The organism is Pseudomonas sp. 57B-090624, from assembly GCF_003234055.1.
In the GTDB taxonomy this organism is placed as follows: domain Bacteria; phylum Pseudomonadota; class Gammaproteobacteria; order Pseudomonadales; family Pseudomonadaceae; genus Metapseudomonas; species Metapseudomonas tohonis.
This window is the reverse complement of sequence record NZ_QKRU01000093.1, coordinates 1-23,778: the sequence shown is the minus strand read 5'-3', so window position 1 is coordinate 23,778 and position 23,778 is coordinate 1. Positions and strand designations below refer to the sequence as shown.

General features: G+C 66.8%; 21 protein-coding genes. 6 read left to right on the top strand and 15 right to left on the bottom strand.

What is annotated here, in order from left to right:
* From DMX10_RS33345 to DMX10_RS28875, 5 genes are all read right to left on the bottom strand, one after another.
* On the bottom strand, positions 1–105 hold a 105-nt coding region (locus DMX10_RS33345), incomplete at its 3' end, for a hypothetical protein (protein ID WP_256604875.1).
* A complete protein-coding gene (locus tag DMX10_RS28890) occupies positions 105–1,139 on the bottom strand; it encodes a beta-ketoacyl synthase N-terminal-like domain-containing protein (protein ID WP_111264332.1) in 1,035 nt (344 codons plus the stop codon). The genes DMX10_RS33345 and DMX10_RS28890, both read right to left, overlap by 1 nt.
* Entirely contained in the window at positions 1,139–2,254 is a 1,116-nt protein-coding gene (locus DMX10_RS28885) for a DUF2169 domain-containing protein (RefSeq protein WP_111264331.1), read from the bottom strand. Before DMX10_RS28885 ends, DMX10_RS28890 begins: the two co-directional genes overlap by 1 nt.
* A gap of 13 nt (positions 2,255–2,267) precedes the next feature.
* Entirely contained in the window at positions 2,268–2,714 is a 447-nt protein-coding gene (locus DMX10_RS28880) for a DUF6484 domain-containing protein (RefSeq protein ID WP_021217654.1), read from the bottom strand.
* 28 nt (positions 2,715–2,742) lie between these two features.
* Positions 2,743–4,968, bottom strand: coding sequence for a type VI secretion system Vgr family protein (locus DMX10_RS28875; RefSeq protein WP_111264330.1), 2,226 nt, complete (start codon positions 4,966–4,968; stop codon positions 2,743–2,745).
* 370 nt (positions 4,969–5,338) lie between these two features.
* Between DMX10_RS28875 and DMX10_RS28870 the strand changes: the two genes are divergently transcribed.
* The 5 genes from DMX10_RS28870 (at position 5,339) to DMX10_RS28850 (ending at position 8,891) form a co-directional block, all read left to right on the top strand.
* Positions 5,339–5,767 carry a GTP pyrophosphokinase gene (locus tag DMX10_RS28870; protein WP_111264329.1) on the top strand — a complete coding sequence of 143 codons (429 nt, stop codon included), beginning with the start codon at positions 5,339–5,341 and terminating at the stop codon, positions 5,765–5,767.
* A gap of 577 nt (positions 5,768–6,344) precedes the next feature.
* On the top strand, positions 6,345–6,779 hold the full coding sequence (locus DMX10_RS28865; protein WP_111264328.1) for a DcrB-related protein: 435 nt from the start codon (positions 6,345–6,347) through the stop codon (positions 6,777–6,779).
* A 46-nt stretch (positions 6,780–6,825) separates the two neighbouring features.
* Positions 6,826–8,094, top strand: coding sequence for a PAAR domain-containing protein (locus tag DMX10_RS28860; RefSeq protein WP_111264327.1), 1,269 nt, complete (start codon positions 6,826–6,828; stop codon positions 8,092–8,094).
* 8 nt (positions 8,095–8,102) lie between these two features.
* The gene (locus DMX10_RS28855; protein ID WP_111264326.1) at positions 8,103–8,366 is read left to right on the top strand and encodes a hypothetical protein; all 264 of its coding nucleotides are present in this window, start codon (positions 8,103–8,105) and stop codon (positions 8,364–8,366) included.
* Entirely contained in the window at positions 8,367–8,891 is a 525-nt protein-coding gene (locus tag DMX10_RS28850; protein ID WP_111264325.1) for a hypothetical protein, read from the top strand.
* 447 nt (positions 8,892–9,338) lie between these two features.
* Here DMX10_RS28850 and DMX10_RS28845 read toward each other — a convergent pair whose 3' ends face one another.
* The 10 genes from DMX10_RS28845 to tssA all read right to left on the bottom strand — a co-directional run bounded on the left by DMX10_RS28845 (position 9,339) and on the right by tssA (position 22,456).
* Entirely contained in the window at positions 9,339–11,252 is a 1,914-nt protein-coding gene (locus DMX10_RS28845; protein WP_371921737.1) for a type VI secretion system tip protein VgrG, read from the bottom strand.
* Between the two features lie 127 nt (positions 11,253–11,379).
* Entirely contained in the window at positions 11,380–14,079 is a 2,700-nt protein-coding gene (gene tssH / locus DMX10_RS28840) for a type VI secretion system ATPase TssH (protein ID WP_111264323.1), read from the bottom strand.
* A 290-nt stretch (positions 14,080–14,369) separates the two neighbouring features.
* Positions 14,370–15,386 carry a type VI secretion system baseplate subunit TssG gene (gene tssG, locus DMX10_RS28835; protein WP_111264322.1) on the bottom strand — a complete coding sequence of 339 codons (1,017 nt, stop codon included), beginning with the start codon at positions 15,384–15,386 and terminating at the stop codon, positions 14,370–14,372.
* Positions 15,350–17,209, bottom strand: coding sequence for a type VI secretion system baseplate subunit TssF (gene tssF / locus DMX10_RS28830; protein WP_111264321.1), 1,860 nt, complete (start codon positions 17,207–17,209; stop codon positions 15,350–15,352). The genes tssG and tssF overlap by 37 nt, the downstream gene beginning before the upstream one ends.
* Positions 17,206–17,724 (bottom strand): type VI secretion system baseplate subunit TssE, encoded by a 519-nt coding sequence (tssE, locus tag DMX10_RS28825; protein WP_111264320.1) that lies wholly within the window; start codon positions 17,722–17,724, stop codon positions 17,206–17,208. The genes tssF and tssE overlap by 4 nt, the downstream gene beginning before the upstream one ends.
* 2 nt (positions 17,725–17,726) lie before the next feature.
* Positions 17,727–18,512 (bottom strand): type VI secretion system accessory protein TagJ, encoded by a 786-nt coding sequence (locus DMX10_RS28820; protein WP_111264319.1) that lies wholly within the window; start codon positions 18,510–18,512, stop codon positions 17,727–17,729.
* 228 nt (positions 18,513–18,740) lie between these two features.
* On the bottom strand, positions 18,741–19,229 hold the full coding sequence (locus tag DMX10_RS28815) for a type VI secretion system tube protein Hcp (RefSeq protein ID WP_111264318.1): 489 nt from the start codon (positions 19,227–19,229) through the stop codon (positions 18,741–18,743).
* A 73-nt stretch (positions 19,230–19,302) separates the two neighbouring features.
* Complete coding sequence (gene tssC / locus DMX10_RS28810; RefSeq protein ID WP_111264317.1) at positions 19,303–20,799, bottom strand: type VI secretion system contractile sheath large subunit; 1,497 nt, start codon at positions 20,797–20,799, stop codon at positions 19,303–19,305.
* Between the two features lie 12 nt (positions 20,800–20,811).
* Positions 20,812–21,327 (bottom strand): type VI secretion system contractile sheath small subunit, encoded by a 516-nt coding sequence (gene tssB, locus DMX10_RS28805; protein ID WP_111264316.1) that lies wholly within the window; start codon positions 21,325–21,327, stop codon positions 20,812–20,814.
* Between the two features lie 94 nt (positions 21,328–21,421).
* A complete protein-coding gene (gene tssA / locus DMX10_RS28800) occupies positions 21,422–22,456 on the bottom strand; it encodes a type VI secretion system protein TssA (protein ID WP_111264315.1) in 1,035 nt (344 codons plus the stop codon).
* A 403-nt stretch (positions 22,457–22,859) separates the two neighbouring features.
* Here tssA and tagH point away from each other — a divergent pair.
* Positions 22,860–23,778 (top strand): type VI secretion system-associated FHA domain protein TagH (gene tagH / locus DMX10_RS28795; RefSeq protein WP_111264314.1); only part of this gene is annotated, 919 nt, incomplete at its 3' end.

The following is a 23,778-nucleotide window of genomic DNA, read 5'->3' as shown; positions in this document are numbered from 1 at the left end:
CGCCTGGGGCGGGGTGAAGCAGACGTCGGGGAAGCAGGCGATGGATTTGCCGCTTGCCGACTTGCAGGATACTTCCATGTTGTTGGCGAAAACCTGGTTGGCCATCAGGCAGCCCTCACATGTTGGTAGCTCAAGAGGACGACGGCACGTTGTCCTGCATCGTTACCCAGGTGGCAGAAGATGTTGGGACCCTCGCCATAGCCCTTGCGCGAAGCGGCCAGTGCAACGGAAAGCATTGCAGGGCCAATGGCGGCCCCGCACTCTCCGATGCAGTCCGCTGGGTGCCAGATATCGAAGAACTCCTTGCGCACCCGCAGGTTCCTGCTCATCGCCAGGGATGCTTCCTTGAAGTAGTACTGTTCCCCGGATAGATCCGTCAGCCGGTAATCCATGCTCTCCAGGCCACAGCCTGCCTCGGCGAGAGCGGCCCGTATCGCCTGGGTGAGGCCTTCCGCTCTCAGTGGAGTGTCTTCTGCTTCGATGTTGGCCTGCTCGATACCGAAGCCCAGGCCGATACAGGCCAGCTGTGGGTTTTCATCGAGGCGTGGCAGGCCAAGCACGACAGCGGCGGCACCTTCACCGGGTATGAATCCGTTGGAGTTGCGACTGGTCAGCAACCGTTCCCGTTTGTCATAGCTCTCCAGTGTCGAGGCATCGAGAAAGGAGTCGACTCCGGCAACCAGTACATAGCGGTGCCCCGCGGCAAGGAGCTTGCGGGCATTGAGCAGCGCTACGGCACCGCTGACCCTGCCACGTGCAATGACACTGGAAGCCTCATGGAACTCGATACCGAGTTCGCGCTGGATGTCATGCAGCAGGCTGATGTCCAGGTTCGCCAACCTGCCGGGGCGCTCGGCCTCGGCCAGGCCCAACAACAGCGGCGTCTGGTCGGGTTGACAGCCGGGCACGCTGCGCACCGCCTCGGCTATCGCGCGGGCGGCCATCTTGACCAGCTTTACCCGGCCCCGCCAGGGCTGTTCCAGGGGAACTGTCGAGCCGATCTGCCATTCGCCACCGCTGTCCATAAAGCGGGTTTCCTGGAAGTTGTCGATGGCACAGCGAATGGCTGCGCAACTGGAGGGCGCGTCATGGCCGACAGCTGTCACCATGCCGGAGCCGAGGACGCAGAAACTGGTCATTAGGATTGCTCCTGCGCATCGGTGCGCCGGGCAGCGGTCAACGACGAAAGTGATGGGTAGTAGTCCTTGCCAAGGGCCTTGGCCCGCCACCAGGCAGCTGACTTGGTGCCTACCAGCACCTGGGTGATCTCGAACATGTTCTTCCTCAGCGCCCGGCTCGCGCGCCAGGTGATCTCCACCTTGCCGGCGTCGGTGTCCACCACCAGCGTGTCGATCACCGCCTGCACCGTCTCGTGGCCGCCCTTTTTCAGGAAGAAGGTCACCGGCACCTGCATCCTCGGCACCTTGAAGCCTGCGCGTTCCTGCTTGGTCAGGTTGAGCAGCAGCACGTCCTCGCCGCCCTGCAGGTACTCGGTCTGCTGGTTCGGCGGGGCGGCCTGGTAGTAGCGGGTGTCGAAGTCCGGCGGCAGGAAGGGGAAGTGGTCGGCCAGCCAGGCCTCGTCATAGGTGCCGGCGTAGCCGATGCGCGGCGGCCAGTGGCGGCCGATGGGGCCGAGGGCCATGGGGGTGAAGTCGCCGTGGGGGCTGTCGATGGGCTGGCCCAGGGCTTCGGTGCTGGGCATGGGCATGCCGACGATCTCGGCGGTGCCGGCGCTCTTGGGGTACCAGCCGATGCCGGCCGGGTTGGGCAGGTAGGTCTCGGCGAAGTCCGGGCGCTCGGCCATGGCGTGGCGGCCGCCGAAGGCGTGGGCGTAGCCGATGTCCTGTTCGAGGAAGGGCTGCGGGACACCGGGGCTGGCGCCGAGCATGCCGGGCTGCCACTGGCGCGGGCCGAGCACGCTGAAGGCCTTGCTGACCCGGCCGACGCGGATGCCGGCGGTGATCTGGGTGGCGGGGCGGCCGTTGGGGGCATGGGCCTTGCCCATCACCAGCACGTCGCAGAAGGGTTTGACCGGGGCGAAGTCCATTTCCTGGCGTGGCGCCGAGAGGCCGGGCTCGCCGACGTATTCGTCGGCCATCAGCAGCGGGCGCTGGACCTCGGCCAGGCGCGCTTCGCTGCCATCGAGCGGCAGGTCGAAGGTGCCCTTGGCGACCACCACCAGGGACTCGCGCCCGTCGGGGGCCAGGCCCTGGGTGTAGGCGGCCGTCAGGCGGGTGGCGTTGAGCAATTCCATGTATGCGGCTCTGTCAGTTGATCTGCACCGAACCGCCCTTGATGCGGTTGACCCCGGAGGAGCGGCTGGACAGGTAGGCGCCCTTGATCAGCACCTTGCCCTCGCGGGTGAGGGTGATGCTGGCCTTGCCGCAGCGCAGGACGATCTCGCGCTCGGCGGAGAACTCCAGGCGCTCGCCGTCGATGTGCGCCACCGCCGGTTCCTTGCGGGTTTCCGGCAGGCGCTGGATGCGGCCGATCACCAGGGGCTGGGCGGGGTCGCCGCCGACGAACATCAGCGCCACCTGGGTGCCGATGTCCTCGCGGGCGAGCACCGTGGTGGTGGTCGCGGCGATGCCGGTCTCCGACGGGCAGCCGGGGAAGGCCACCACCGGGCTGGAGGCCTCGGGCACGTCGAGGAGGATGCCGATCACCACGCCGTCGAGGCGGGTGGCGGCGGGGGTGTGGATCTGGACTGTCATGCTCTGTACTCCCTGACCGAGCGCGGGCTCAGTTCTGCAGGATCTTCTGACCCTTGACCACGACGTTGCTGCTGGCCTTGATGTTGATCGCGCCGGAGCCGTCGATGGTGATGTTCTTGCCACGGATGACGATGGTGCCGTCCTTCTTCATGGTGATGCTGGCGGAGCCGGTGACCAGGCTGATGGAGTCGCCGGCGTTGAGCGAGAAGTTCTTGCCGATGTCGACGCTGTCGTTCTGGCCGACGTCGGTGCTGCGGTTCTGGCCGATGCTGCGCGACTCGTTCTTGCCGATGCTGGTGGTCTGGTTGCTGCCGATGTCCACCTGCTCGTTGGCCCCCACGCTCTCGGTGCGGTCGGCGCCGATGGTGATGTTCTCGTTGCTGCCCACGCTTTCGGTGCGGTTGCTGCCGATGGTGATGTTCTCGTTGCTGCCCACGCTCTCGGTGCGGTTGCTGCCGATGGTGATGTTCTCGTTGCTGCCCACCTTCTCGGTGCGGTTGGCGCCGATGGTGATGGTCTCGTTGCTGCCGACGTCCTCGGTGCGGTTGACGCCGATGGTGATCTTCTCGTTGTTGCCGACCTTCTCGGTACGGTCGACACCGATGGTGATGGTCTCGTTGTTGTCCACGGTCTCGGTGCGGTCGTGCTTCACGTGCACCGTTTCGTCGTGGTCGATGGTCTTGGTGCGGTCATGGCCGACCCAGTGGGTCTCGTCGTTCTCGACCTCGATGTCCTGGTTCTTCTCCGCGTGGATGAAGAGCTGCTCCTCGCCCTTCTTGTCCTCCATGCGGATCTCGTTGAAGTTCGCCGGCGTGCCGCCTTTGCTGGAGCGGCTCTTGGTGCCGCTCTGGGTGGCATTGGCAGGCAGCTCGTAGGGCACCGTCTGCTCGGCGTTGTACACGCGGCCGGTGATGATCGGGCGGTCGGGGTCGCCCTCGAGGAAGCTGACGATCACCTCCTGGCCGATGCGCGGGATCTGGATATGACCCCAGTTCTTGCCGGCCCAGGCCTGGGACACACGCATCCAGCAGGAGCTGTTCTCGTTGGACTGGTCATGCCGGTCCCAATAGAAGTGCACTTTCACCCGGCCGTACTGGTCGGTCCAGATCTCCTCGCCCTTGGGGCCGACGACCATGGCCGTCTGCGGCCCCTGGACGATGGGCTTGATGGTGGTGGGCATCGGGCGGAAGGCCTGGGAGGCCTCGATGCAGTCCAGGGCGCTCTCGTACTGCAGCACGCCGCCGGTGGCGCCGCTCTCGTAGCTTTCCTGGCTGATGGAGTAGCGCGCGCCGACGATCAGGTATTCGCGGTTCTGGTCGTCGCGCGGGTAGCCGGTCATCTTGAACAGGTGCCCGGAGCCCAGGCCGCGTGCGTTGGTGCGCAGGTGCACGCGCTCGTACTGGGTCTGGATCGCCTCGATACGGTTGCGTGCGTACTGCTCGCCGTCCTTGCTCTGCACGTACTCGCCCGGGTAGTCGTACAGCGGGTGCTCGGCATTGCTGTGCGGGCGGGAGACGGTGGAGCGCACCTCCAGGCGCGCGCTGGGGCGCTGGAAGTCGTAGTCGTTCAGCGCCAGGGAGCCGGGCTGCACCTCGCGGGCCAGGTGCCAGTCATAGATGTGGTCGCGCTCGCGCATCTGGTCTTCGAGCGGGTAGTAGGGCACGGAGGCGTAGTCGGCCACCGACTTGTGCGCGCCGTAGGCATCGGAGAGCACCAGCACGTGGCGCTCCTTCTCGTGGCGGAAGTAGTAGTAGATGCCTTCCTGTTCCATCAGCCGGCTGACGAACTCGAAGCTGGTCTCGCGGTACTGCACGCAGTACTCCCACTCGCGGTAGGAGCGTGACAGCGAATCCTCGAAGTCGGAGAAGCCCAGGTCGCGGAACACCTGCTTGACGATGTCCGGCACCGTCTTGTTCTGGAAGATGCGGCAGTCGGAGGTGCGTGACAGCAGCCAGAACCAGGGGCGCAGGCTGATCTGGTAGCCGGCGAACTGGCCGGTGCCGGCGGTCTGGCTGCAGCGGCAGGCGATGCCGTGGAAGTAGCGCTGGCTGCCGTCGGGCAACTCCAGGGAGACGCCCATGGGCTTGCCCAGCAGGGCATCGAGCTTGATGGCGTAGTTTTCCGAAACCAGGCTCAGCTCGTAGTCGAAGAGCCGCCCCAGTTCCTCATGGCCATCGAGCCGGTCAAGGACCAGGACGTTGGGCCCGAGCGGGCTGCTGACCTTGGCCATGCGGGCCTGTTGTGTGATTGCCATGCTGTCCTTGCCTCGTGTACCACTGGGATCGGAGCGAACCGCCATCGGGCCGGCGCCAGGGGATCGACGCGGGGCGGGCAGGCCGGGATTTCCGGGGAAACCTGGGTCGAAGTATTAGCAGACGACGCTCGTCCCGGGCGCTTTTTCCGATATCCGCGAATCCATTCGGGGTGACGGGAAACAACCTTGCCGATCGGGCGGCAGGATTCTCGCCGGCGATTGTTGTAGTGCAGAGCGGCTCCGCTGTCCAGAGAGCGGATGAGCGAGCGCCGGCCGGCGTCCCCACTTCTGGACGGGGTTCACATTCGCAACGGCTGGGCGGGTGAGGGCGGGTGCTATGCTCGCCGCCTGCCCCAGCCCCGGAGCCCCCATGAACGACACCCTCGAACGTGCCATCGCCCTGGCCTGCCGTGTGCACGCCGGCCAGCGGGACAAGGCCGGCAAGGCCTATATCCTCCACCCCCTGCGCCTGATGCTGCGCTTCGACGATGCCGAGTCGCAGATGGTCGCCGTGCTCCACGATGTGGTGGAAGACGGCGACATCGGCCTCGACGACCTGCGCGCCCTGGGCATTCCCGAACCGGTGCTGGCCGCCATCGACTGCCTGAGCAAGCGCGAGGGGGAGGGCTACGAGGCCTTCATCGCGCGCATCCGCCCCAACCCGCTGGCCCGCCGGGTCAAGCTCGCCGACATCCGCGACAACCTCGACGTCTCGCGCCTGCCGCACCTGGACGACAAGGACCTGGCGCGGGTGGCCAAGTACCACAGGGCGTTGCAGGTGCTGGAGGCCCAGGGCTGACCTCGCGATTCCGGCCGGCCCGTAGGGGCGAATTCATTTGAACTTGGAAAACCACGTCCTTAGGTCGCGGTCATGAGTCATCGGCTCTGCCTGTGACGATGTGAATTGAGAGCCCTGCAGGATTAACGCGTGTCGTAGGGTGTGCCGTGCGCACCTCCGCGCGGTGCTTCCGGCGAGTCCGAGGTGCGCGCAGCACACCCTACGTCCGGAGTAAGCGGCGGCTGCATGTTTCGAGGTCTGATTGCACCCTCTTCATAGAGGACCAAAAGCAAAGTCACGCTCTAAAAACGTGGATTTTTACTCGCGAAAAGACCTGCAGCACCTATCGCCTTCCATCGCGGATGAGTCCGCTCCCACCCGACCTGCTCCCTGGTCGGTCGTGGGAAACCCGACAGGCCGCTCCCCGCGCAGATAAATCGAGACCTGGGGCATATCCAGCGGCCTTGCTCCTTGATGTTTGATTCGCGTTCCCCGAAAATTTTTCGCCTCACCGGTTGTCGAACCCGCACCCCCGGGTCGCGGCGAGGTATTCGGCGACCCGCTCATGCGCGATACAGACTAGGGAAGGCCTTCAGCAGTGACTCTCTACCGACTCCACGAGGCGGATCTGGATATTCCGGACTCCTGGCAGGACCAGAGCATCAACATCTTCAAATTGCCCGCAACGGGCCCCGCCAAGGAAGCCAGCTTCGTCATCAGCCGCGACCCCAGCAAGGGCGATGGCGCGTTCGCCGACTACATCGAGCAGCAGCTTTCCACTGCGCGCCAGCAGTTGCCGGGCTTCGCCCTGATCAAGCAATGGGACATCAACATCCAGGGCTCGCCCGCCGTGCTGCTGGACTACACCTGGCAGCGCGAAGGCCGCCAGCTGATGCTGCGCCAGGTGTTCATCGAGCTCAGGGCCACGGTGCTGATCGCCACCCTCACCACCACGCCCCAGGACCTGCCGTATCACGAGCCGGCCTGGAAACAGGCGATGCAGACCTTCAAACCGCTGCCCCCGGCAGCCTGATCCGAGCGCCGCGAGGCGCCCCGCAGCAAGGACGTAGACGTACCTCATGGATGCACAGGCAGCGGCACGCCTAGGCGACGAGATAGCCCACGGATTCGGCGTGGCGGCCATGGTGGCCGGCGCGGTGGCGGGTGCGCTGATCGGCGCGGCGGTGATCGCCGCCACGGCGGCCACCGGCGGCGTGGCCCTGGCGGTGATGGCCGGCTCCATCGCCGGTGGCGGCCTCTCGATGTTCCAGATCCTCAAGGGCCTGAACACACTCTTCAACCTGCCGGAACCGACGACGGGGGCGTTGATACGGGGCAGCCCGAACGTCTTCATCAACCTCCGCGCCTCCATGCGTGCGGGGGAGGATGCCTCGTCCTCCTGCAGCGGCCTGCCGTGCAACCACCCCATCTGGCCCTTCGAGGTGACCATCGCCGAGGGCAGCGCCACCGTCTACATCAACGGCAAGCCGGCGGCGCGCATCACCAGCAAGATGGTTTGCGGCGCACACATCAAGAGCGGCAGCGAGAACACCTTCATCGGCGGCCCCACCGAGCGGGTCGCCTTCGTGCTGGACATCGAGGGCTGGATGCACACGGGGCTGGAGGCCCTGGGCCTGGCCGCCCTGGGCGTCGGCCTGGTGGTCGCGGCCATGGCCGGCCTGGCCGCGCTGGCCACTACCGTACTCATCGGAGGCGCCATCTTCGGCGGCATGGAGCTGCTGGGTGACCTGGGCGACCGCCTCGGCCCCGGCTACCGCGACCTGCTGCAGGGCGTGGCCGGCATGGCCATGCTCGGCCTGGGGCCGAAGATGGCGCGCCTGGGCCGCCCGGCGGCCGAAGTGCCCAAGTTCAAGCCGGGTTTCAGCGAGGCGGACATCCTCGCCATTCCCAAGAATTCGCGCCCGCCCGCCACGGACTACCTGACACCGGAATACGTGTCCCAGCACCTGGGCCAGTTCGACAAGGGCGCCTCGCGTTTCATGACCAAGGCGAACCTCGACAAATACGGGATCGCCCAGCGCGATGGCACCTCGTTCATAATGCCCAAGCACGAAGCCGACCAGTTGCTGGCCTCCACCAAGGGCGACAAGCGCGCCATGGAAGAGGCCCTGGGCCTGCCGAAGGACTTCCTCGAAAGCAACAGCCTGGTCCGGGTCGACATTCCGGAGCCGGGCAAGCTGAACCTGCGCATACCCTCGGGCAACGAGGCGGGGGCCAACGAATTCTGGATACCGGGCGGCAAACTGCCCAACGGCAACACCGAAGCCGTGATCGACGCTGGCAGCATCAGTCCCAGCGAGTTCAACTGGATACCCTTGGATCTATAGAGGTAACGATGAAATTCACCGATCTGTTCGTCAGCCGGGAGTACCGGTTTTCCCTGGGTATCGAAGAAGAGTCGGGGCGTCTGTTCCTGTCCATCCCGGTGAGCAACGGTCTCGTCGACTATGAAGAGTATTACGAGGTCAACAAGGCGACCTTCGACCTGCTCGAGAACGATGTCGAAGCTGCAATCGAATTCGCCCGCCGCTGCAAGAACCGCGAAATGGACGACCTGCTGATAGTCAAGCCGGGCAAGCTTCGCGGCACTGCGATCTAGATGGGGGAGGGCCCGCTTCGTCTCGCCCTGGCCAACGACGAACTGGACCGCTTCCTGGTGGGCGAGCCGTTCTATTTCCTCGAGGCGCGCAGCGAAAACGACGAGCCGCAGAACGTGGTGGCCGCCTTCGACCAGCTGGTGGTGCCCTATTGGCGCGAAACCCACGACCCGGCCTTTCCCCAGCGCTTCGTCGCGGCGCTGCTGAAGATCCTGGCCACCTACCCGGACCGCAACCGCGCCATCTACCTGGCCCACGACTGGGTCTGGTACTACCGCTTCTGCCTGGCGAAGAAACGCGCCCAGCCGGAAGGGCCCTATGGCGAGCTGTTCGAAGTGGACATGAGCGGCGTGGCGATAGCCCTGCAACGCCAGCTGGAAGCCAACAAGGCCGCCCTGCAGGCCGACACCCGCTGGGCCGGCGCCGCCTGGAACAGCCCCGACGGCATGTGGACACCGCTGCTGCGCACCGCCGTGACCGTGCGCGACAAGCTCGGCGGCCCGGACTTCGTGCCGGCCAACGCCTGAGGCGCGACGCCGTTGCCCTTGGGCGAATGAATTGGCTCTGTCTGCGTTAGCAGTTGTGGTTTTAAAGCAAGCGATCAAGAACGGTGCTTTCCGGGCGTCCACGAATTTCTGCCGCCGCCACCGCGCGGGTTTCGCTTCGCTCTACGCCACCCTACGGAAACGGCTGTGCCCCGAGCGCGATGCACACATCGATGAAGGTGTTGCCGGCGAGCACGCAAGGTGGACCGATGGAGCGGGGTCCACCCTACGCGGCGCGGGCATGGGTGATCGGCCGGCGGCAGGGCATCGCGAATGAATTTCCACGGTGCCTGAGCTGCTCGTAGGGTGGATGGCGCTTTTTCCATCCACCAGCGGAGCGGCCGGCGAGCACGCAAGGCGGACCGATGGCGCGAGGTCCACCCTGGGTGGCGAGGGCCTGGGTGGTCGGCCGGCGGCCGGGCGGGGCTGTCAGGCCTTGGGTGGTGGGAACAGCGCCTTGACCATGGCGTCGATGGCGCCCTTGATGCCCTTGCCCTTGTTCGGCACCTCGCTGGCGACGCCGGAGTTGAGGTCGAGGCGACCGCCGGTGTCGATGGCGCCGTTGCCGCTGGCGTAGAGGTTGAATGCGGTACCGGAGATGTTGATCTCGCCGCTGGCATTGAACTCCAGCACGCTCTTGCCGCACACCAGGCGGATCTGCGCGCCGGCCTCGATCAGGTACTGGGTGCTCACGCTGTCGGCCTTGGCGCCGCCCACCATCAGGGTGTCGTTGCGCTTCACCGCGCGGGTGCGGTCCTGGCCGATGCGTGCCAGCTCGTCGTTGTCCACGCTCTTGGTGCGGTTGTGGCCGACCCAGTGGGATTCGTCGTGCTCGACGGCGATGTCCTGGTTGCGTTCGGCATGGATGTACAGCTGCTCGGCGCCCTTCTTGTCCTCCATGCGGATCTCGTTGAAGTTCGCCGGCGTGCCGCCCTTGCTGGAGCGGCTCTTGGTGCCGCTCTGGGTGGCGTTGGCGGGCAGCTCGTAGGGCACGGTCTGCTCGGCGTTGTACACGCGGCCGGTGATGATCGGGCGGTCGGGGTCGCCCTCGAGGAAGCTGACGATCACCTCCTGGCCGATGCGCGGGATCTGCACCGAGCCCCAGTTCTTGCCGGCCCAGGCCTGGGAGACGCGGATCCAGCAGGAGCTGTTCTCGTTGGACTGGTCATGCCGGTCCCAGTAGAAGTGCACCTTCACGCGGCCGTACTGGTCGGTCCAGATTTCCTCGCCCTTGGGGCCGACGACCATGGCCGTCTGCGGCCCCTGGACGATGGGCTTGATGGTGGTGGGCATCGGCCGGAAGGGCTGGCGCGCCTCGATGCAGTCCAGGGCGCTTTCGAACTGCAACGGGCCGCCGGCGGAGCCGCTCTCGTAGCTCTCCTGGCTGACCTGGTAGCGGGCACCGACGATCAGGTACTCGCGGTTCTGGTCGGCACGCGGGTAGCCGCTCATCTTGAACAGGTGCCCGGAACCCAGGCCGCGCGCATTGGTGCGCAGGTGCACGCGCTCGTACTGGGTCTGGATCGCCTCGATGCGGTTGCGCGCGTACTGCTCGCCATCCTGGCTCTGGGTGTATTCGCCGGGGTAGTCGTACAGCGGGAGCTCGGCGTTGCTGTGGGCGCGGCTGACGGTGGAGCGCACCTGCAGGTGGGCGCTGGGGCGCTGGAAGTCGTAGTCGTTGAGCGACAGCGAACCCGGCTGCACCTCGCGGGCCAGGTACCAGTCGTAGATGTGGTCGCGCTCGCGCATCTGGTCCGCGAGCGGGTAGAAGGGCACCGTGCCATAGCCCGCCACCGGCGCGTGGGCGCCGTAGGCATCGGAGAGCACCAGCACGTGGCGCGCTTGCTCGTGGCGGAAGTAGTAGTAGATGCCTTCCTGTTCCATCAGGCGGCTGACGAACTCGAAGCTGGTCTCGCGGTACTGGACGCAGTATTCCCACTCGGTGTACGTGCGGGTGAGGGCGTCCTCGAAGTCGGAGAAGCCGAGGTCGCGGAACACCTGCTTGATGATGTCCGGCACCGTCTTGTTCTGGAAGATGCGGCAGTCGGAGGTGCGCGACAGCAACCAGAGCCAGGGCTTGAGGCTCACGTGGTAGCCGGCGAACTGGCCGCTGCCGGCGGTCTGGCTGCAGCGGCTGGCGATGCCATGGAAGTAGCGCTGGCTGCCGTCGGGCAACTCCAGGGAAACGCCCATGGGCTTGCCCAGCAGGGCATCGAGCTGGATCGAGTGATCTTCCGAGATCAGGTTCAGCTCGTAGTCGAAGAGCCGTCCCAGCTCCTCATGGCCATCCAGCCGGTCCAGCAGCAATGCATCGCCGCCCAGCGGGCTGCTGACCTTGGCCATGCGTGCCCGTTGCGAAATCGCCATCCCACACTTCCTTAGCGCTGTACGCGTCACTGCCGGGTTCCGACGCGCCGGAACCTTCCACATATCAGGCGGCGCACCCCGTCGTGGGGCGCGCCGCGTCGCTTCAATCGAAGCTGTAGGTGAACTCGCCGTTCTCGGCGCCCACCGTCACCTTCTCGACCTTGCGGCCTTCGAGCATGCGGCCGAGGAACTCGCGGGAGAGGTCCGGCAGCATGCTGTTGGTGAGGATGGCGTCGATCTGGCGACCCCCGCTCTCGGTCTCGGTGCAGCGCGAGACCACCAGGTCCACCACCTTGTCGTCGAAGTCGAAGGGCACCTTGTGCGAGCCCTCCACGCGCTTCTTGATGCGGCCCAGCTGCAGGCGGGTGATGCTCTTGAGCATCTCGTCGGTCAGCGGGTAGTAGGGGATGGTCACCAGGCGGCCCAGCAGCGCCGGCGGGAAGATCTTCAAAAGCGGCTCGCGCAGCGACTTGGCGATGCCCTCGGGTTCGGGCATCAGCTCGGGGTCGTTGCACAGGCTGGCGATCAGGTCGGTGCCGGCGTTGGTGGTGAGCAGGATCAGGGTGTTCTTGAAGTCGATCACCCGGCCTTCGCCGTCTTCCATCACGCCCTTGTCGAACACCTGGAAGAAGATCTCGTGCACGTCCGGGTGGGCCTTCTCCACCTCGTCCAGCAGCACCACGCTGTAGGGCTTGCGCCGTACCGCCTCGGTGAGCACGCCGCCCTCGCCGTAGCCGATGTAGCCGGGCGGGGCACCCTTGAGGGTGGAGACGGTGTGCGCTTCCTGGAACTCGCTCATGTTGATGGTGATGACGTTCTGCTCACCGCCGTACATGGCTTCGGCCAGGGCCAGCGCGGTTTCGGTCTTGCCGACGCCCGAGGTGCCCGCGAGCATGAACACGCCGATGGGCTTGCTGGGGTTGTCCAGCCCCGCGCGGGAGGTCTGGATGCGCTTGGCGATCATCTCCAGGGCATGGTCCTGGCCGATGATGCGCTTCTTCAGGTGGGTGCCCAGGTTGAGCACGGTCTCGATCTCGTTGCGTGCCATGCGGCCCACCGGGATGCCGGTCCAGTCGGCGACCACCGAGGCCACGGCCTGGTAGTCCACGGTCGGCAGGATCAGCGGCGTCTCGCCCTGCAGCGCGGTGAGGCGCTGTTGCAGGTCGGCCAGCTTGGCGCGCAGGCCGTTCAGTTCGTCCTCGCTCAGGCTCGGGGCGTCGGCGCCGGCCTCGCGGCTGGTGCCGTCCACCGGCTCGGCGGCGGCGCGCAGGCTGGCACGGGTGGCCAGCAGCTCGTCGACCAGGGCCTTCTCTTCGTTCCAGCGCTCTTCCAGCCCGGCCAGGCGGGCGCGTTCCTCGACCAGCGCGCTCTCCACGTCGGTGCGACGGCTGCCGATGGCGACGCCGATGGCGTGCTCGCGGCCGATGATGGCCAGCTCGGTCTCCAGCGCCTCGATGCGGCGGCGGCTGTCATCCACCTCGGCCGGCACGGCATGCAGGCTGATGGCGACGCGGGCGCAGGCGGTGTCCAGCAGGCTCACCGACTTGTCCGGCAGCTGGCGCGCGGGAATGTAGCGATGGGACAGCTTGACCGCCGCCTCCAGCGCCTCGTCGAGGATCTGCACCTGGTGGTGCTTCTCCATGGTCGAGGCGACGCCGCGCATCATCAGGATGGCGCGGTGCTCGGAGGGCTCGTCCACCTGCACCACCTGGAAGCGGCGGGTGAGGGCGGGGTCCTTCTCGATGTGCTTCTTGTACTCGGCCCAGGTGGTGGCCGCCACGGTGCGCAGGGTGCCGCGCGCCAGGGCCGGCTTGAGCAGGTTGGCGGCATCGCCGGTGCCGGCGGCGCCACCGGCACCCACCAGGGTGTGGGCTTCGTCGATGAACAGGATGATCGGCTTGGGCGAGCTCTGTACGTCCTCGATCACCTGGCGCAGGCGCTGCTCGAACTCGCCCTTCATGCTGGCGCCGGCCTGCAGCAGGCCCACGTCCAGGGCGCGCAGCTCGACGTCCTTCAGCGAGGGCGGCACGTCGCCTGCGACGATGCGCAGGGCGAGGCCTTCCACGACAGCCGTCTTGCCCACGCCGGCCTCGCCGGTGAGGATCGGATTGTTCTGGCGGCGCCGCATGAGGATGTCCACCAGCTGGCGGATCTCGTCGTCACGGCCGACGATCGGGTCCAGCTTGCCGCTGCGGGCCTGCTCGGTGAGGTCCACGGTGAAGCGCTTGAGGGCTTCCTGCTTGCCCATGGCCGCCGGGGCCATGGCGCCGCTGGCATCGCCCGGGGCGGCGCCGGCGTTGAAGCCGTCGGTGGCGGTCAGGGCGTTCTCCGGGGAGTTGCCGACGATCTCGTCGAAGCGCTCGATCAGGGTTTCCACCTTGATCTTGTCGAACTCGCGGGAGATGGCGCTGAGGGCGTGGCGCAGGCTCGGGGTCTTGAGGATGCCGACCACCAGGTAGGCGGTGCGCACCTGGCTTTCGCCGAACATCAGGCTGCCGTAGACCCAGCCGCGCTCCACCGATTCCTCGACATGGGAGGACAGGTCGGTGATCGAGGTCGAGCCACGGGGCAGGCGATCCAGGGCCTCGGTGATGTCCTTGGCCAGGCGTCCCGGCTCGATGTTGAACTGGCGGATGATCTGGTGCAGGTCGGAGTCCTGCAGCTGCAGGATCTGGTGGAACCAGTGCACCAGCTCGACGTAGGGGTTGCCACGCAGCTTGCAGAACACCGTGGCCGCTTCGATCGCCTTGTAGGCGAGGCTGTTCAGCTTCCCGAACAGCTTGGCACGACTGATTTCGCTCATCTTGCTCTCCTTTTCCTGACGGCACGCTTGCAGTGATGGCCGTGTGGTTGGTCCTGTCTGGAGCGCTCCATGCGCTCCGGTTGTCATCTGTTCAGTGGTTCGCGGGTTCAGTGGGCCCCCGCGTTCGCGAGGGTGACGGTGCACGGAGACGTCCCCGTGAATGCCGTCACCCCAGCGCTCGCCGTCGCCCGCGCACGTCGTCATCCCCGCGCATGTCGTCATTCCTGCATTCGTCGTCATCCCCGCGCACGCGGGGACCCACTAAAGAGCGAGGCATGGCCTCATCAACATTACTCACCATGGCTCAAATGACTCACCGCCAGCAGCAGGTCGTCGGCGTCCTCGGCGGGTTTGCCCAGCCAGGTGTTGAGGCCCAGGCGGTCGTTGCCGCCCAGGGTCACGGGGGGGACTTCCCCGCGCTTGAGCACCAGGTTGGCGTCCCAGTCCAGCTCCTCGCCCAGGTACTCGGCGACCCAGGCGGCCAGCTCGTGGAACAGCTCGCCGCCGGGCAGGAAGCGCTGGTACTGCGAGAGGTCCAGCGGGCCGATGCGGATGCGGAACTTGTGCTGGCGATCCCACACGTGGGTGCCCAGGCACAGGTCGGTGCCCAGGGTGCTGGCCTGGGCGCCGAGGCGGCTGAACTCGGGCAGCTCCAGCCATTGGCCGACGTACTCCTCGATGGCCACGGGGACGCCGAAGAACTCCGCGAGGATGCTGCGCAGGCCGTCCGGGTAGCGGGTCTGCGCGGCCAGGTGGCCGGTGAAGTAGTAGCGCGCGGCGTCGTCGATCGGGCCCTGGCCCATCAGGCTTTGCATGCCACGGCCGGAGAGGGCGCCCAGGCGCGGCGACCAGTAGTCGTCGGCGGGGCGGTCTTGGCTCACGGTCGGGCGCGCTTCGGCCCAGGCGCGGTAGAACAGGGTCAGCAGGCGATGGTTGAAGACGTCGAGGAAGCGCTTGAAGGTGGCGTCGGCGTTGTTGCGCTGGCGCTCGCGGGCGTACTCGGTCAGGTGCAGCGGCAGCGGGCCGTTGGGGCCGGTGAGGCCGAAGAAGTACTGCTCGATGCGCGGCGTGCCGTCGGGGTTGTGCTCGACGCTGGCCAGGGTCGAGGGGGCGAAACCGCAGTCGGGCTTCTGCCCCAGGCGCAGCGGGTCATCGGCCAGGCGCACGGAATGGCCGAGGCGCGGGCGCTCGGGGAATTCGCACTCGATACGGCGCAGCGCCTGGAAGAAGTCGTAGTTCCAGGGCGCGGTCTCCATAGCCGCGAGGGTGTTCACAGATTCGGACGGCGTCCGGGCTTCGCCCGCCATCGCATCACCTCGCCCCGTTCAGTGGTCCGCATCACCGTCTCGGTGAAGCTGTTGATCGACACGTAGCGTGTCAGGAAACGCTCCAGCACCGCGCCCAGGAGGAACACGCCGGTGCCGCGGAAGGCGTTCTCGTCGAACTCCAGGCCGATCTCCAGGCCACGGCCGAAGACGATGGGGCCGGGCATCGGCAGGCGCCGCGTGCAGGGTTTGCTGGTGACCTGGCGCAGGCCTTCGATCTGCATCTGCAGCGCCGAGTCGGTGGGGTCGCCGTACAGGCGCAGCAGTTCGCGCAGCGCGGCGGCGCCCTGGCCCTCCTGGCTCAGCGACAGGTAGTTGAGCGACAGCTGGCTGATCAGCCGCCAGGCGCTGGCGTCGTGGGCGCGGCTGGCGCGTGGGCGGCTCGGGCCGGCCAGGCAGCGCACGGACAGCACCGGGGCACTGTCTTCCAGGGTGAAGTCGCTGCGGCCGTTGCCCACCGGCATGAACAGCGGCAGGTCGCGGTTGGTGCACAGCGCGCCGATGCCCAGCTGGCGCAGGTCGTGGCGGTAGGGCGCCTGGTTGGCGTCCACCAGGGACACGAAGGTCTCGCTGCCGATGTAGGTGGAGCGCGGGCCCTTGCGGCGCTGCTTGCTGGAGAGCACGCGGGGCTCGCGGCGCACCGTGTACCAGGCCTGCTCGCGGCCGTAGCGCGAGGGGTCGCGCACGGCATAGAAGGGCTGGAACGGCTGCTCGGGGCCGGCGCCATGGCCGCTGACCTCGGTCAGCGAATGCACCTCGAAGTCCAGCGGGCGGGTGCGGTCGACGATCACCTGGTGCTCGTGCACGCGGTCGCTCAGGTGGATGCGGTCGGCGCGGCGCGGGAACAGGTTCACCGCCGGGGTGCAGAACAGCTTGAACTGCTCGGTGCCGATGCTGCCTTCCAGGCTCGGGTCGAGGCGGTTGAACAGCACGATGACGTCGAGCTCCTGGCCGGCGCAGCGCTGCACCGGGCGGCGCAGGTTGGCCACGTCCACGAAGAGGAAGCGGTTGGGCAGGGCGAAGTATTCCTGCAGCAGGCGGTAGCCCTGGAACGCGCGCGGGACCACCGGCAGCACCGCGTCCTCGTCATCGAAGCCGCGCGGGCGCAGGCTCTCCGGCGGCAGGCGCTCGACCCAGTCGCCGCCAGGGGCCTGGGCGAACACGGCGCAGGCGTTGCCCAGCAATTGCTCGTAGAGGCGGAAGGGCTGCTCGTCGGCCCCGTGCAGGTAGAACGACAGGCTTTCCAGGGGCAGGGCGCTGAAGGGCAGCCCGGCACCGGTGCGCAGGCGCAGGCGCAGGGCGGCCTTGGCGGTGGGCTCGGAGGCGGCGAGGCGGCCGAGCACCGAGGCGGGGTTGCCGAAGTATTCGACCCGGGTCACCTCCAGCGGCCACAGGGTCACCGGCTGGGAGGTGCGGTACTCGCAGGCGGTCTGCTCGTCGGTGCCCAGCAGGCCGCGCAGGGAGGCGTTGCGCTCCACGGTGAAGCCGCTGGCCAGCGAGCCTTCGTTGGGATCGGACTGCAGCTGCACCACGGTCATCGACGGGGTCGGCGCCAGGTACTGCGGGTAGGCGATCTCCAGCAGGTTGTGGGTGAAGGTGGGGTACTCGGCGTCGAGTTTCAGCTGCACCCGCGCGGTGAGGTAGGCGAAGCCTTCCAGCAGGCGCTCGACGTAGGGGTCGGCGCAGTCGATGCCGGAGAGGGTCAGGCGGCTGGCGATCTTCGGGTATTCACCGGCGAACTCCGCCGCGCTCTCGCGGATGTGCTGCAGTTCCTGGTTGTAGTACTCGAGCATGCGCGGGTTCATTTGTTGCGCCTGCGCAGGTGGTCGGCGGGGACGATCTGCACGTGTCCGGTCTCCAGGTCCAGGTCGGTGGTGAGCAACATGCGCAGGGGCACGGGTTCGGCCCAGAGGTCGCCTTCGATCTCGAAGGACAGGGCGTTGTGGTTCATCTGGTCGGCTGCCAGCTGGGCGCGGACGCGCAAGGTGGATCGGATGATGCGCGGCTCGTAGTCGGCGATGGTCTCGGTGAGCAGGGCTTCGATGGCCTGCACGTCGACGCTGGAGGCGGTGTGCCCGGCCAGCGGCGGCAGGCCGTAGTTGACCACCGAGTTGCCGGCCTGGATCTCGCCGGAGGTCTCGCTGTCGAGCGGCGCGATGGTGTTGAACAGCCAGGCCAGGTCGCGCAGGACGGACGCCTTGAGCTGGGACAGGGAGAGCACGCGCTTGTCGACGCTCTCCTTGGCGTTGCTCGGGTCCTCGTCGGTCAACCGGTCCAGGAGGGAGGGTTGCAGACGTTCCTGCAGCGTCAGCTCGGCCATGCTCAGGCCTCCGGATGCCCGAAGGCGAGGCTGCGCAGTTCGAACAGCGCGGTGTCGCCCTGGTCGGTGACGAACAGGCGCTGGCCGAGGGGGCGGCCATCGTCGAGGAAATCGGTCTTGCGGGCCAGGCGGATGGCGCCGTCGGCGTCGTCCTGGCTGCCCGGGTAGCGGCTGGGGATCAGGCCCACGGTGGCACCGCCGTTGACCAGGGTGACTTCCACCGGCAGCCAGACCAGGTCGCGCAGGTCGGTGGGCGCCTCGGTGACCAGGCTCTGGATGTTGTGCATCGGCAGCCACACGTAGCGGCCGTTGACGATGAGTTCGAGCACCGGGCCCAGGCGCGGGTCGGCGTCGGCGAACCATTCGAAGGGTTGCTCGTTGAGCGTACCGGCCACGGCGGGCGCGGCTTCGAAGGCGGCGTCGCGCAGGGCCTGGGCGGCTTCGTGCTGGCCGTCGGCGTCATGCTTGAGCGCCTGGATCAGCGGCGCCACCCACTCGGCGGGCTCGCCCAGCACCACGGGGGTCAGGCGGCCGGCGAACACCTCGGCGCGCAGGGCTTCGCATTCCAGTGCGGTGCGGTAGGTCTGCACCATGGCCAGGGTGCTGGCATCCAGCTCGCCGGCGACCTTCAGCTGGTTCTGCGCGCGGCTCCACTGGCCGAGCACCGCCAGCAGCTGGAACAGGAACACCCGCAGCTCGGCGTTGGAAGGTTGGGCACGCACCTGGTCCTGCAAGGATTTCAGGGCTTCGTCGGCGCGTCCTGCGCGCAGTAGTTCTTCGGCGGTCATGGTCGTCCTGCCTGCAGCCGGGCTGCGCGAAGGGAAGGGGGGATGGGGCTCGAGGTGGCGCTCTCCACTGCGGCCTGGGGCAGGCGGCAGCGGGCAGCGTCACGAAGGTCGACCGGCGGAGGGGAGGCCGCTGCGTGGGAGTCGGGCAAGGGTCTGGCCATGGTCGGTCCGGGGCGGGTGGCTCGAAACGCACCCGGGCCCGCTCGCGCAGGCCCGGGTGGGAGAGCATCAGATCTTGACGTTCTCGCGGATGTTCCAGCCGTACTTGACCGGGCCGCCGTCTTTGGCGCCGTCGGCTTTCTGCGGCTGGTAGTCGACCTGTACCTGGGCGAAGTTCAGGCTGACGTTCTCGGTCAGGCGATCTTCGCCACCGCTGCCGCCGGTGCTGACGGAGGAGATCAGCACTTCTTTCATGGTGATGATCAGGTACTCGACCGGCGACTCGCCGCCCGCCTTGCGGATGGTCAGCTTGGCTTCCGGGTAGTGCTTGCCGCTGGAGCAGGCCATCATCAGGTTCGGCGACGACTTGTCGATGTACTTGGTCAGCGACAGGTCCTGCACGCTCACCTTGCCGGCGCCACCGCCACCGCCCTGGTGCATGTTGCCGGACTGGGACATGCCCCAGCTCCAGGCCAGCACGTCGATTTCCTTGCCGTGGGTCTTGTCGGCGGACTCACCTTCGACGTCGCCGATCTTGATGAACATATCTACAGCCATGTTTCCTCCTTCGTGGCTTTCGCCACCTTGTCAGGCGCGCCCGCCACCTGGCAGGCGCTTAAAGTGACGCGCCTCAGGCCCCCTTGGCCGAAGGCAGCTTGGATACCAGGCGCAGCGACACGGTCAGCCCTTCGAGCTGGTAGTGCGGGCGCAGGTAGAACTTCGAGCTGTAATAGCCCGGGTTGCCCTCGATCTCCTCGACCACCACTTCGGCGGCTGCCAGCGGGTGCTGCGCCTTGGTGGTCTCGGTGGAGTGAGCGGGGTCGCCATCGACGTAGTTGAGGATCCAGTCCTGCAACCAGCGCTGCATGTCGTCCTTCTCCTTGAACGAGCCGATCTTGTCGCGAACGATGCACTTGAGGTAATGCGCGAAGCGGCAGGTGGCGAACAGGTACGGCAGGCGCGCGGCCAGGTTGGCGTTGGCCGTGGCGTCCGGGTCGTCGTACTCGGCCGGCTTCTGCAGCGACTGGGCGCCGATGAAGGCCGCCAGGTCGGTGTTCTTCTTGTGCAGCAGCGGCATGAAGCCGTTCTTCGCGAGCTCCGCCTCGCGGCGGTCGGAGATGGCGATCTCGGTCGGGCACTTCATGTCCACGCCACCGTCGTCGGTGGGGAAGGTGTGCGCCGGCAGGTTCGGCACTTCGCCGCCGGATTCCACGCCGCGGATGCGCGAGCACCAGCCGTAGAGCTTGAACGAGCGGTTGATGTTGACCGCCATGGCGTAGGCCGAGTTGGCCCAGGTGTACTTGCTGCTGTCGGCGCCGGCGGTGTCTTCCTCGAAGGCGAACTCTTCCACCGGGTCGGTCTTGGCGCCATAGGGCTGGCGGGCCAGGAAGCGCGGCATGGTCAGGCCGATGTAGCGCGCGTCGTCGGACTCGCGCAGCGAGCGCCAGCCGGCGTATTCCGGGGTGGTGAAGATCTTGGTCAGGTCACGCGGGTTGGACAGCTCCTGCCAGGACCCCATGCCCATCACGGTGGGGGAGGCGGCGGAGATGAACGGCGCGTGCATGGCGGCGGAGACCTTGGCGATCTCGCCCAGCAGCTCCACGTCCGGCGGCGACTGGTCGAAGTAGTAGTCGCCCACCAGGCAGCCGTAGGGCTCGCCACCGAACTGGCCGTATTCCTCTTCGTAGAGCTTCTTGAAGATCGGGCTCTGGTCCCAGGCGGTGCCCTTGAACTTCTTCAGGGTCTTGTGCAGCTCGCCCTTGGAGATGTTCAGCACGCGGATCTTCAGCTGCTCGTCGGTCTCGGTGTTGTTGACGAGGTAGTGCAGGCCACGCCAGGCGCTTTCCAGTTGCTGGAAGTCCGGGTGGTGCATGATCAGGTTGACCTGCTCGGTGAGCTTGGCGTCGATCGCAGCGATGATCGATTCGATCGACTTGATCGCATCGTTGGAGATCAGGCTGGTCTGCTGCAGCGCGTGCTCGGCGAGGGTGCGCACGGCGGTTTCCACCGCTTCACGGGCGCGATCGGTCTTGGGTTTGAACTCCTGCAGCAGCAGGGAGGCGAACTCGCTGGTCTGCTCGGTCGCTTCGCCGGCCTGGGGCGCGGCGTCGGTCATCAACTCGGCCATCTGGGTGTCCTCTTAAGCTTGCGGCTCGTTGTCTTGCGGCTTCGGCGCGCTGGCCAGCGCCTGCAGCAGGGCCGGGTCCTTGATCGCTTTCATGATCAGCTCTTCGGCGCCGGTCTTGCCGTCCATGTAGGTCAGCAGGTTGGCGAGCTGGGTGCGGGCTTCGAGCAGCTGGTTCAGCGAGTCGACCTTGCGCGCCACGGCGGCGGGGCTGAAGTCGTCCATGCTCTCGAAGGTGATGTCCAGGGACAGGTTGCCGTCGCCGGTCAGGGCGTTGGGCACGTTGAACGCGACGCGCGGCTTCATGGCCTTGAGGCGCGAGTCGAAGTTGTCGACGTCGATCTCCAGGAACTTGCGGTCGGCAACGGCGGCCTGGGGCTCGGCCGGCTTGCCGGCGAGGTCGGCCATGACGCCCATGACGAAGGGCAACTGCACCTTCTTCTCGGCGCCGTAGAGTTCCACGTCGTACTCGATCTGGACGCGGGGCGCGCGGTTGCGTGCGATGAATTTCTGACTGCTGGTGCTACCCATGGTGCTCCTCCTTCGCTGCCTGTGCGGCTGTGTTGGCGTCATCGGCCGCTAGCCGGTAACGGATGCGTGAACCCGCTTCGAATGTGCCGTGCACTTATTCGGACTCGGGGCCCCGCAAATTCTCGAACTGGGACATTCCATCCGGGATCAGGTTGCGCACGATCGCCGCGAAGTCGGCCGTCACCAGGGTCTTCGCACGCTTGAGCAGGATCGGCACCGGGCTCGATGGCTCCTGGCGCGCGTAGTACTCGAGGATGCGATCCAGGGTCTTGAGCACGTCGTCGCGGTTGGTCACCTCGCCGGAGATGCGTGGCGTGGCGCGGGCGGCCGGCGCAGAGGCCGGGGCGTCGGCGTCCGTGGCGGTGTCGTCGCCTGCCGCGGCGGCGTCAGCGCCGGCGTCGTCACCGGGGGCCTGGTCCTTGTGGATTTGCAGGGCGTGGCGCAGCAACTGCTTGAGGGCGCCGAGGTCGGCGCTCCGGGCCGAGCCCACGCGATCGGAAAGGGTCGACTCGATGGTGGCCAGGGCGGCCTGGGCATCGGTCAGGGCGTTGCGGGTACTGGCGAGGAGCGCATCGTCGCTGTCGCGGAAGGCACCCTGCAGCTGCTCGGCCGTCAGCGTCTCGCTGGGGAAGCGCTGCAGGTCGAGGGCGTTGAGGGCGGCACGCAGGCTCACCGAGCCGAAGGCCCGCGAGCTGGTCAGGCTGCTTTCGCGCAGCAGCTGGATCACCGGTTCCGCCGCCAGCCCGGTGAGGGCGTTGATGCGGAAGGTGGGGTCGTTGTCATCGTCGGCGTCGAGCTGCGGGTAGAGGCCGTCCCAGAACTGGGTCAGCAGCTCGCGCACCAGGATCAGGCCCTGGGCGAGTCCCGGAATCCCTTCGAGGGCCAGGTTGCTCTGCAGGAAATAGTTGGCGATGCGCAGGTCCTTGCTGCGCTGCAGCAGGTCGCTGGACAGCTCGCGGACATCGCGCCACACAGGGGGTTCGGCAGGGAGTACGGAGTCGCCCATCTGGCGCTCGGGCTGGCCTTGGGCAATACGCTCCAGTTCGAGATACGCAGCGTCGTATTCGAGGTCATCACCACAGGGCGATTCAGGGGAAACAGGGGATAGCAAACGCGACACATCCACCACGGTGGGTGTTCTCCTTGTCAGGCCTCAGAGGGAGGGCAAGCTGTATTCAGAGTGAACGTACGGCCTGATCACAGTCCTTTGGATCAACGTTCCGATGACGCCAATTTCATGGCTTCACCCGCTGCAACTCTTTTCCATTCTTGGGGTCGTATTTCACCCTTGTCAAGACAATCCCAGAGCACAAACGACAGATGTGCACCAGTCCACGCTAGCCTCTTTCGGCTGTCATTTTTGTCTTTTTTCGATCTAAGATAATTCGGCTAAAGCCACGCAAATTTTCCGTTCGCCTGTAGGAACATATGTATGGCAAAGGGCCACGTGCAGAACAGGGACCGGATCGAAGTTGCACGGCATCGAAGGGACTCGGTGCTCGCGTCCACAGTGAGAAGTGCAAGGAGTCGCAATGCCACTGCGTTTGACCATCACCAGTTATCACAAGCTGACCCCCGGCCAACGTCCCGAGGTGGAGCTTGATCGTGGTGAGTTGAGGATTGGCCGCAGTGCCGAAAACGATTGGGTCCTTCCCGATCCCGAGCGCCTCGTCTCCAGCCAGCACTGCACCATCCAGTTCCGTGACGGCACCTATTACCTGACCGACACCAGCACCAACGGCGTGATGCTCGCGCAGTCGGGCGTGCGCCTGCGTCGCGGCAACAGCGAGCCGTTGATGGATGGCGAGATCCTCAAGCTCGGCGAGTACGAGATCCTCGTCCAGGTGCAGGGCATGAGCATGCAGCCGGTGAGCGCCGCGCCGATCAGCACGGGCGGCGACCCGTTCAGCAGCTTCGATGCGCTGATGAGCCGCCAGTCGGGCGCCGCGTCGATTCCCGAGCCGCTGGCGCCACCGCCGGCCTCCATGGCCCACATCCAGGGCGGCGGCTCGCCCCTGGACACCAAGCCCGACCTGTTCGACTTCCTCAATCCGCCGCCGGCCGCCGCGCCTTCCATCCCGGATCACGTGCCCGCCGAGCGCCATGATTTCCGCCCGCCGACGCCGATCCCCAGTTTCGAGCCGACGCCAGTACCGCCCGTGAGTGCACCTGCCGCATTCGCCGAGCCTGTGGGTGCCGCGCCGGCCATTCCCGCCGACTGGGACCCCTTCGCCGACCTCGGCCTGAGCAGCCCCGCGCCGCAGCATGCGCCGGCCGTTCCGGTGCCGATGCCCACCGCCGCCGCGCCGCTGGAGCCCGCGCCGGTGGCGGTCGAATTGCCGGCGGATTTCTTCAGCAATCCGCCCATCGGCCATGACGCCGCGGCGACCTCCATCCCCGCGCCCGTCGCCATTCCCCAGCCGGTCGCCCAGCCGGCCATCGCCCCGACCC